We start from the raw sequence: 8,667 nt of genomic DNA, 5'->3' as shown, positions 1-8,667 counted from the left end.
GTAGACGAGCGTTTGACCTCTGTGGAAGCAGAGGCACAGCTAAAAGCTCAAAAACAATTTTCTACCCGCAATAAGGGGGCAATTGACCGCCTTGCAGCAGCGATCATTTTACAGCAGTGGTTAGATGCACGACGCGCTCAAAGAATTAGTAACTAGGTAAATAACCTGAGTTCGGGATTAGCTCAAATCCTTATTTTGAAGGTATTTAAAAAATACTATTTTCCGTTCTTCTTTCATAGTAGAGTTGTATCCAAACTATCTCAAAAGCTATTAGCTCTAAGCTATCTCCACCAATTAATCTGCTTAACCCGAACTCAGGTTAAATAGATTCACAAGTCACAAGTTTAACCTTGCACCTCTAGTCAGAGAATTTAACAAATGAAGAAGAGGGTTGGTGGTTTTCCCAAATTCCTTTGCCCTCACAATCATCATAATAATAAATATTCAGCCTAAATTGGCATTGCGTCAGTTATATTGATTTTAGCGATCGCTTTTTCAGTCAAGCAGTTCCAGTGACAGGTAAATAAATCAGGCTGCTGTGTCTTCAAAGTAATCAGGGCTGGTGCAGCAGGAAAAGGCCATAGTCGATCAAAAACAATTTCGCCGTTATATAAGCTAAATTGCAATAAATAGGCTGCGGGAGTTGCTGCCAAAGAATCTAGTAGCTGCTCTGCTAGATTATGAAGAGATTGTTGCTGGCGCTTAGGAATAGCCACAGGATGTTCATAGGAGTTAGGCATCGGACCTTCCCCAATCACTTCGCCAAATACTAGTTTGTCTGTGAGGATAATTGGCAGCCACAGGTGACCCAGCCAAGAATCACCAACACTAGTTTTGCAGTCGAGATTTTTTTCTACCCAGCGTCTTCGGGCATTAATGTCTTTACAGGCAGCATAAATTTTTCTTTGGGGAAAATCAAAATAGTCTGGCAATTGAATTGTCAGAGGACAGTAAATTGTATCGGTGATTCTGTCTTTTTTGATGGTTTTTGAATTTTTTGACCAGAGAGTAGCAGCAGAAACTATTTCTACTACTCTAGATGGTGAGCTTTGGAAAATACTTTGCTGTAAAGCTTCGACCATTTTTTGAGTCACAGGAGAGGCTGAGACCAGTTGACCTTGGTCGCCAACTTCAGCGTTGATAATAATTACAACTTTTTCCATTCCCCTTCCGTTATGAGATTTTGCCATAGCTGTTGTAAATCGAACAATATTTTCCCTGATTTGAATGCTTTGCCATTGATTTGATGGAGTCTGTTACGCGAAAAAATCGTCCGTAATGTTAATGGGCATAGTTGAATTGTGAATCATCTGACCGTTGAGAGTGCCTAACTAGAGCATAATTTTAGGCGATACTAAAATATAGTATAGCTAAGTGAAAACCTTAAAGTTGCCTTACTTGCGTTAACTACTTTAGAACAACTATTTCCTTGGGGAAAGGTCGGGCTTTTGAGCAGTAATTATCATAATCGCTTTGCCCCTAAATTTTCAAGACCAAAAGTAAATTAAGTTAATAATTTAACAATTTACACATAAGATAACAAATTAACCGAATAGTAATGAATTAGCTACTCTAAACTATAAGAAAATGTAACTAGCTGATTTATGGAACTATTAGAGTATCAGGCTAAAGAGCTATTTAGAATAGTAGGGATTCCTATTTTACCTTCCTTAACTATTCAAGATGCCAGAAAAATCAAGCAATTACAAATTCCCTACCCCGTAGTTTTAAAGTCTCAGGTTAGATCTGGAGGGCGAGGTAAAGCTGGGGGAATACGTTTTGTGGCGAATACTATTGATGCGATCGCTGCTGCACGCAGTATATTTAATCTGTCTATTTTGGGAGAATATCCCGAAGTGATTTTGGCAGAGGCACACTACAACACTGAACGAGAGTTATTCCTGGCAATAGTGCTTGATTATGACCTAAAATGTCCTGTGCTGCTAGGTTCTGCCCGGGGCGGTATGAATATTGATTCGTTGTTGAGCAATTTACAGCAGGTGGCGGTAACTGACGAGTTTACGCTTTTCTATGCTCGTCAGTTGGCTACTCGAATGGGTCTATCAGGAAACTTGATTTGTTCTGTCAGCGAGATTATGGCTAAGATGTATCGTCTGTTTAAAGAACAAGACCTAGATCTGATTGAAATTAATCCTTTGGGAGTTAACAACAAAGGTGAGTTGATGGCTTTAGACGGCAGAATCAAAATCAACGACCATGCTTTAGCTCGACAGCCAATTATTGAAACCCTAAATTTTTCGTCACAACAACGAGCTAGTGCCGATCATAGCGTTTGGACAACTAATAAAAATTTTAGTCAAGTTAACTGGCGTTGGCTTGATTGGCACCAAAAGAATGGCAAGATCGGGATGATCTGTAGTAGTTTTGACTCGGCTTTACTCACCTGGGATTTATTAGATCAAAATAAAGTTGTGACTGCTTGCGGTGCTTTAATTGAAAATAGTTTAGTTACTGAGGGAGATAATCTTCAGCTTTATCGAGAGCAGTTACTCAGTATTTTGCGACAATTAGAGTCTTTTGCAGAAATTAAAGTCATCATCCTGAATATTTGGGATATTGAAGCGGTTAATCGCCAGATCGCCCAAACTGTTGTTGATTATTGCCAGGTTTTAGAAGAAGCGGCTGAATTGGCTACTTCAAAACAAATTTTAGTTGATGAAGAGATAGATCCCTCTCAATCACCGCAGGTTTCTGTAGTAACTCACCGTAAACCATATTTTGTCTTACGTTTGCTAAACCACAGTAACATTAACGATTTAGCCAGTTCAGAACAGATTTATTTATCTAGTAGCCTAGAGGACAGCATTCATCAGGCGATCGCCATAGTTAAATCTAGTTAAAGTAATTTCGCGCTCAAAATTGTGCTGGGATAACCACTAAACATAGCCAAGTTGATGTTTTTTGCTTTATTCTTTTTATTCAACTACTCAATCCATTCCCACTGCGTTATTTCTGTCTATGAATTGGTTTCACCCCAACAAGGTTATTATTCAAGGAATTACTGATGATCGAGCAGCTTTTTGCGCTCTGCAAATGAAAACTTATGGGACAGACATTATCGCTGGAGTTTGCCCTGGTAAAGGCGGGACGACAGTAGAAGGTTTGCCTGTCTTTGATCTGGTGGAACAAGTCCAGACGGAGTTCGGCAAAGTTGAGATTAGCTTGATTTTTGTTGACCCCTATCAAGTGCTTGATGCTGCCAAAGAAGCGATCGCTGCTGGTATTCGTTGCATTATTGTCTTTACTTCTAAAGTCCCTCCCCAAGATACGATTGCATTGCTCAAATGCGCTCAGCAAACTAATACTCTAGTTTTAGGCCCTGGGAGTCATGGGATTGTTATTCCTCAACAGGTCTGGTTAGGTAATTTGCAGCCTCAGTTTTATCAACCAGGAATAGTAGGCTTAATCACTTCTAGTCGGCATCTTGGTTATGAGGTGGCAGCAGAATTAAATGTAGCTCAAATTGGACAGTCGATGATTGTCAGTGTAGGCAATGACCGTATTATTGGCTCTGATTTAGCTTACTGGTTGGCAACCTTCAACGAAGATCCTCACACTAAAGCAATTGTTGTGATTGGACAGAGGATTAGTCAAGTTGATTCAATTATCGCCTATAAGCAAAACCATGCTGACAAGAAGCCTATAGTAGTTTACTTAGTCGGTCTAAAAGCACCCCAGACAAAAATTTATCAGGATGCTGTGACTATCATTACTAATCATCTCTCCGCTTCAATTCCCATTGCCAATCGCGATCGCCAAACCGCCACGAAATTACGCAAAATTGGGCTTAAAATAGCTAAAAGCCCCAGTGACATTACGCACCTTATTAAACAAGCTCTAGCCGACAACAGCTAAAACCCAAGCTCAAAGAGCATAATCGTCTTTGGGCAAAAGTTTCCAGGAAAATCTTTGGTAATTAAAAGTCAGAGTAAGTATTTAATATACGCTAAAATCTAAAGATTAAAACCATTTTGGAAATGTTTAGAATAATTAATATTGCCATTATTGGCTGCGGTTTTGTAGCAGATTATTATTTAACTACGCTAAAAAATTATCCAGAACTTAAAATAACAGGAGTTTACGATTTAAATTCAGCTAGATGTCAAGATTTTGCTCAACATCACGGAGTAAATGTTTATCAATCCCTAGATGAGTTACTAAGCGATCGCCAAGTTCAGTTAGTAGTAAATCTGACTAATCCTAAAAGCCATTTTGAAATCAATTTAGCCTGTCTATTAGCAGATAAGCACGTTTATTCGGAAAAACCTCTGGCGATGAAATTGGAGGAAGCAGAAAAACTGGTGGAACTTGCCGAACACAAAGGACTGCATCTATCATCAGCACCCTGTAGTCTTTTGGGAGAAACAGCACAGACAATCTGGAAGGCATTACGAGAAGATGTAGTCGGCAAGGTGTATGTTGTTTATAGTGAAATGGATGATGGTTTAGTCCACAAAATGCCTTATAAAGCCTGGGTTAATCAATCGGGTATTCCTTGGCCGTATAAAGACGAATTTGAAGTAGGCTGCACTATGGAACATGCAGGATATTATCTTTCTTGGTTTCCTGCTTTTTTTGGGCGTGCAGAGAGCGTTACAGGCTTTAGTTCTACATTGGTTGAAGATAAAAATACTGATATTCCCTTAGACCATAATGCACCAGATTTTTCTGTCGCCTGTATTAAATTTGCTTCAGGAGTAGTAGTTAGATTGACCTGTAGTATTGTTGCAGCTCACGATCATTCTTTACGGATCTTTGGCGATCGCGGTATTTTAAGTACTCCCGATTCCTGGTTTTATAATGCTCCTGTACATATTAGAAGAAGATTCAGCATCCGCAGAAAGATGATCGTCAGCCCAATCAAACAAAAATATCCTTTAATGGGTACTAAGACGAAATATAGTTATCGCGGGGCTTTTCAAATGGATTTTGCCCGTGGCATTGCCGAAATTGCTGATGCCATTAGAGAAGATCGTCCCTGTCGTCTTTCGGCAAGATATTCCCTCCACGTCAATGAATTAGTCCTCGCAATTCATCATGCCACAGAAAGTAATTCTACTTATCAGGTTAAATCTACTTTTGAACCAATTCAACCAATGACATGGGCAATATAGTATGAAACATTTAAAGATTGGCTACAAATTTTATGAATAGGGACTAGGGGAGAGTTGATCTGTTTCATTCTTTTTTGTATTTCAGATTAAGTATCAAACTAAGTATCAAACTAAAATAAGAAATAACGTTGCGCCATCGGTAAAACTTTAGCAGGTTCGCAGGTTAACAGTTCTCCATCTGCTTTGACCTCATAAGTTTCAGGATTGACTTCAATATTGAGTAAGGCATCATTGAGTTTCATATCTGTCTTACTTATCTTGCGGGTATTGCTAACCGCAGCAATCATTTTGTTTAAGCCAATTTGTTCGGGAATATTTGCATCCAGTGCAGCTTGAGAAACAAAGGTTAAAGAGGTCGCAGCAGTTGTACCACCAAAGCTACCGAACATAGGACGCATGTGTACGGGCTGAGGGGTGGAAATACTCGCATTAGGATCGCCCATCTGCGCCCAAGCGATCGCACCACCTTTGAGTACTATTGCTGGTTTTACACCAAACATAGCGGGTTTCCAAAGGCAGATATCGGCTAGTTTACCCTCTTCAATTGAACCGACATGACTGGCAATACCATGAGTAATTGCAGGGTTAATAGTGTATTTGGCAATATAGCGTTTAGCGCGAAAATTATCAGCTGATTGCTGATTTTTATCAGTTAGGACACCCCGTTGTACTTTCATTTTGTGGGCAGTTTGCCAAGTACGAATAATAGTTTCCCCAACTCTGCCCATTGCTTGAGAATCTGAAGAAATCATGCTAAATGCTCCTAAATCGTGCAAGATATCTTCTGCTGCAATAGTTTCTTGGCGAATACGCGATTCAGCAAAGGCTACATCTTCAGGAATGCTTTTATCGAGGTGATGACACACCATCAGCATATCGAGATGTTCTTCTAGAGTGTTGACGGTAAAAGGACGAGTGGGATTAGTAGAAGAAGGTAAAACATTACTTAAAGCGCAAACTTTAATAATATCTGGTGCGTGTCCGCCTCCTGCACCTTCAGTATGATAAGTATGAATTGCTCGATTTTTAAAGGCGGCGATCGTATCTTCGACAAAACCCGATTCATTAAGGGTGTCGGTGTGGATTGCTACCTGGACATCATATTCATCGGCAACACCCAGACAAGTATCGATCGCAGCGGGGGTTGTTCCCCAATCTTCGTGGAGTTTTAAACCCATTGCGCCAGCCTTGACTTGTTCGACTAATCCTTCTGGTTTGGCACTGTTTCCCTTGCCCAAAAAGCCTAAATTCATTGGGAAAGCATCGGCAGCTTGCAGCATCATCGCGATATTCCACGCGCCAGGAGTACAGGTAGTAGCATTAGTACCAGTAGCAGGGCCAGTACCACCGCCGATCATTGTAGTTATTCCAGAGGCGATTGCAGTTTCGATCTGTTGGGGACAAATAAAGTGAATATGGCTATCTATTCCTCCCGCCGTAACAATATGTCCTTCTCCTGCCAGGACTTCTGTAGCAGCACCAATAATGATGTCAACGTTGTCTTGAATATAAGGATTGCCAGCTTTACCGATCTTAGATATTTTGCCGTCTTTGATGCCAATATCGGCTTTGACCACACCCCACCAGTCGAGAATTAAGGCGTTGGTAATTACCAGATCTACCGCACCATCCGCGCGGGATATCGGTGATTGTCCCATACCATCGCGGATTACTTTACCGCCACCAAATTTTACTTCGTCACCGTAGGTAGTGTAATCTCGTTCGACTTCAATCAACAATTCTGTATCTGCCAAGCGAACGCGATCGCCTACTGTTGCACCAAAGGTATCGGCATACGCCCGTCGATCCATACGATAACTCATAGTTTTAATTAAGGGTAAGGGTTAAATAATGATTAAGAAGTAAAGGGTGTTAATTTTAAATGTTAATAGAGCGATCGCACTTGATAATCAACAACTAATTAGCAAACAACCTCTGAGCCAATTTTGGATGTTGCATTTGAGCCAGATCAATCGAGGGAGTACAAGACCACATCTGCTCTAAATTCATTGATGCAGCAGTTGACCAGACTGCTTCAATATCTGGTGCTAGCGATCGCAAAATTTGCTGCGCTTGGATGTGTCCTAAAACACCCAAACGAATAGCTGCGCTCAAGATACTAGTAACCAAACCATGTAAAAAAGCCAATACTGCATCTTGTTCCCTCAAACCTGCGATCCCAGCGACTACACCAAAGATAACTGGATGCAAACAGTGTATTTCACCCGTAGCTGCCTCTCGGTTGAGGATTTCCAATTGTTCATTTTGCCAGGTAGAACCAGCCACCATTAGCAAAGCTCGTCCACTTTGACGCTGAGTTTCTCTGATTTTGGCGATCGCGGTTTGGGCAAATAGTTGCTGGTCGGCTCGTCTCACTGCTTCTAAATCGCCGTCTTTACTGCCTCGATGAGCATAGATTAGTGCTACTATATCAGTCGTTCCTACTTTGTTAAGTAACAACAGCTGCAAAAAGACTTGTAGATCTTTTGCCGACTGAATTTTTCCAGTTTGAACTAAGGCTTCTATTCCATGAGAAAGAGTAAAAGAACCAGTGGGGAAAAAAGAATCAGATAGCTGCATCATTGCAAGCTGCTGGGGCATCTGGAACTGAATCATTAGCTTTGAGGATGATGGGTATGGTCGGAAAAGTCGAGGTGTTCGATGGGCGATAAGCCTAACGGCATGGCTTTATCCGAAGGTGTATCCTTTAGGGCGCTACGCGATTCGTAATCTATTCTCAAACCAGGAATTTGAAAATCCTCGATCGTCGCTTCCATTACGGCTGTATCTGCTGTTAGCTGAAGATAAATTTTATTTTTGCGGACAATTATCGGCCAGTGATGATTGCCTAAAACATGACCCAAATGGATTAATTTAGCAGGTAAAGTATCTGCCGTTGAACTAGAAAAACTTAGCACCATTAATTTTTCTGGCTGTAGATGAATTGAGACTAATTTTCCCGATTCGGTTTGAAATACATTTCCTTCTTGTAAAAAAAAATCGCGACTTTTAATAATTCCTACAGCAACGCCAGAATTAGTATGGACATGAATTCTACCTTCAACGCGATCGCTTTGGCTGAGATAAACTTTTAAACAGGTTTCTCTGGTTAATCGTTGAGATAGTTCAGCATTTTCTTGGATATTTCCTAAATATTGATTAGCTACTTCTGTCATTTTATTTATTTCATTTATTATTAGGCTATGTTCAATTACTTGGGGATATAAGGTAAAGCAGGTTGATTAACTAAATTACGAATATGTTCTAATACCAGCTTAAAATATTGTTTGAGTTGAATAGTTTTGTTGGCAAAAGCGCGAATTATCACACCACAGTCCCTCGGCAAAATTGAAGTTGCAACCATAAGATTAGGAAAATTAGTTATTTGTATCTCTTCTAATTCTTTACTTAATACTTTTAAATCTAAATTAGGATAAACTACGATCGCATTGCCCATAATTGGCAAAGGTGCAAATAAATGATTATCTTTAAAAAGATTAGATTTCCCTTCTAGGCGCATGGCATCAGTAAA

Annotated in this window: 8 protein-coding genes and 1 pseudogene; 4 read left to right on the top strand and 5 right to left on the bottom strand. The window is 40.2% G+C overall.

The genetic code is table 11. The features are described from left to right. The coding region (gene ruvX / locus C7B62_RS22645) for a Holliday junction resolvase RuvX (RefSeq protein ID WP_106242793.1) at positions 1 to 156 on the top strand (156 nt) is incomplete at its 5' end. A gap of 293 nt (positions 157 to 449) precedes the next feature. On the opposite strand, the gene C7B62_RS22640 is transcribed toward ruvX, so the two are convergent. Then, complete coding sequence (locus tag C7B62_RS22640) at positions 450 to 1,190, bottom strand: hypothetical protein (RefSeq protein ID WP_233220110.1); 741 nt, start codon at positions 1,188 to 1,190, stop codon at positions 450 to 452. A gap of 414 nt (positions 1,191 to 1,604) precedes the next feature. Here C7B62_RS22640 and C7B62_RS22635 point away from each other — a divergent pair, with 414 nt between their 5' ends. The 3 genes from C7B62_RS22635 to C7B62_RS22625 all read left to right on the top strand — a co-directional run bounded on the left by C7B62_RS22635 (position 1,605) and on the right by C7B62_RS22625 (position 5,135). Beyond that, positions 1,605 to 2,861 (top strand): ATP-grasp domain-containing protein, encoded by a 1,257-nt coding sequence (locus C7B62_RS22635; protein WP_106242786.1) that lies wholly within the window; start codon positions 1,605 to 1,607, stop codon positions 2,859 to 2,861. Positions 2,862 to 2,979: 118 nt separating this feature from the next. Beyond that, positions 2,980 to 3,876: a CoA-binding protein gene (locus tag C7B62_RS22630; protein WP_106242783.1), complete on the top strand. Its 897-nt coding sequence runs from the start codon at positions 2,980 to 2,982 to the stop codon at positions 3,874 to 3,876. A 122-nt stretch (positions 3,877 to 3,998) separates the two neighbouring features. After that, a complete protein-coding gene (locus C7B62_RS22625; RefSeq protein WP_106242780.1) occupies positions 3,999 to 5,135 on the top strand; it encodes a Gfo/Idh/MocA family protein in 1,137 nt (378 codons plus the stop codon). Between the two features lie 110 nt (positions 5,136 to 5,245). On the opposite strand, the gene ureC is transcribed toward C7B62_RS22625, so the two are convergent. The 4 genes and pseudogenes from ureC to C7B62_RS25900 form a co-directional block, all read right to left on the bottom strand. Beyond that, entirely contained in the window at positions 5,246 to 6,958 is a 1,713-nt protein-coding gene (gene ureC / locus C7B62_RS22620) for an urease subunit alpha (RefSeq protein WP_106242777.1), read from the bottom strand. A gap of 94 nt (positions 6,959 to 7,052) precedes the next feature. Next, positions 7,053 to 7,751, bottom strand: coding sequence for an urease accessory protein UreF (locus C7B62_RS22615; protein ID WP_106242773.1), 699 nt, complete (start codon positions 7,749 to 7,751; stop codon positions 7,053 to 7,055). Beyond that, positions 7,751 to 8,311, bottom strand: a complete 561-nt coding sequence (locus C7B62_RS22610) for an urease accessory protein UreE (RefSeq protein WP_106242770.1) — start codon at positions 8,309 to 8,311, stop codon at positions 7,751 to 7,753. The genes C7B62_RS22615 and C7B62_RS22610 overlap by 1 nt, the downstream gene beginning before the upstream one ends. Before the next feature lie 35 nt (positions 8,312 to 8,346). Beyond that, a pseudogene (locus tag C7B62_RS25900) lies at positions 8,347 to 8,667 on the bottom strand (urease accessory protein UreD); the annotation flags it as partial.

Source organism: Pleurocapsa sp. CCALA 161, from assembly GCF_003003995.1.
Taxonomy (GTDB): Bacteria; Cyanobacteriota; Cyanobacteriia; order Cyanobacteriales; family Xenococcaceae; genus Waterburya.
The sequence above is the reverse complement of the archived record's forward strand: the minus strand, read 5'-3'. Positions and strand labels throughout refer to the sequence as shown.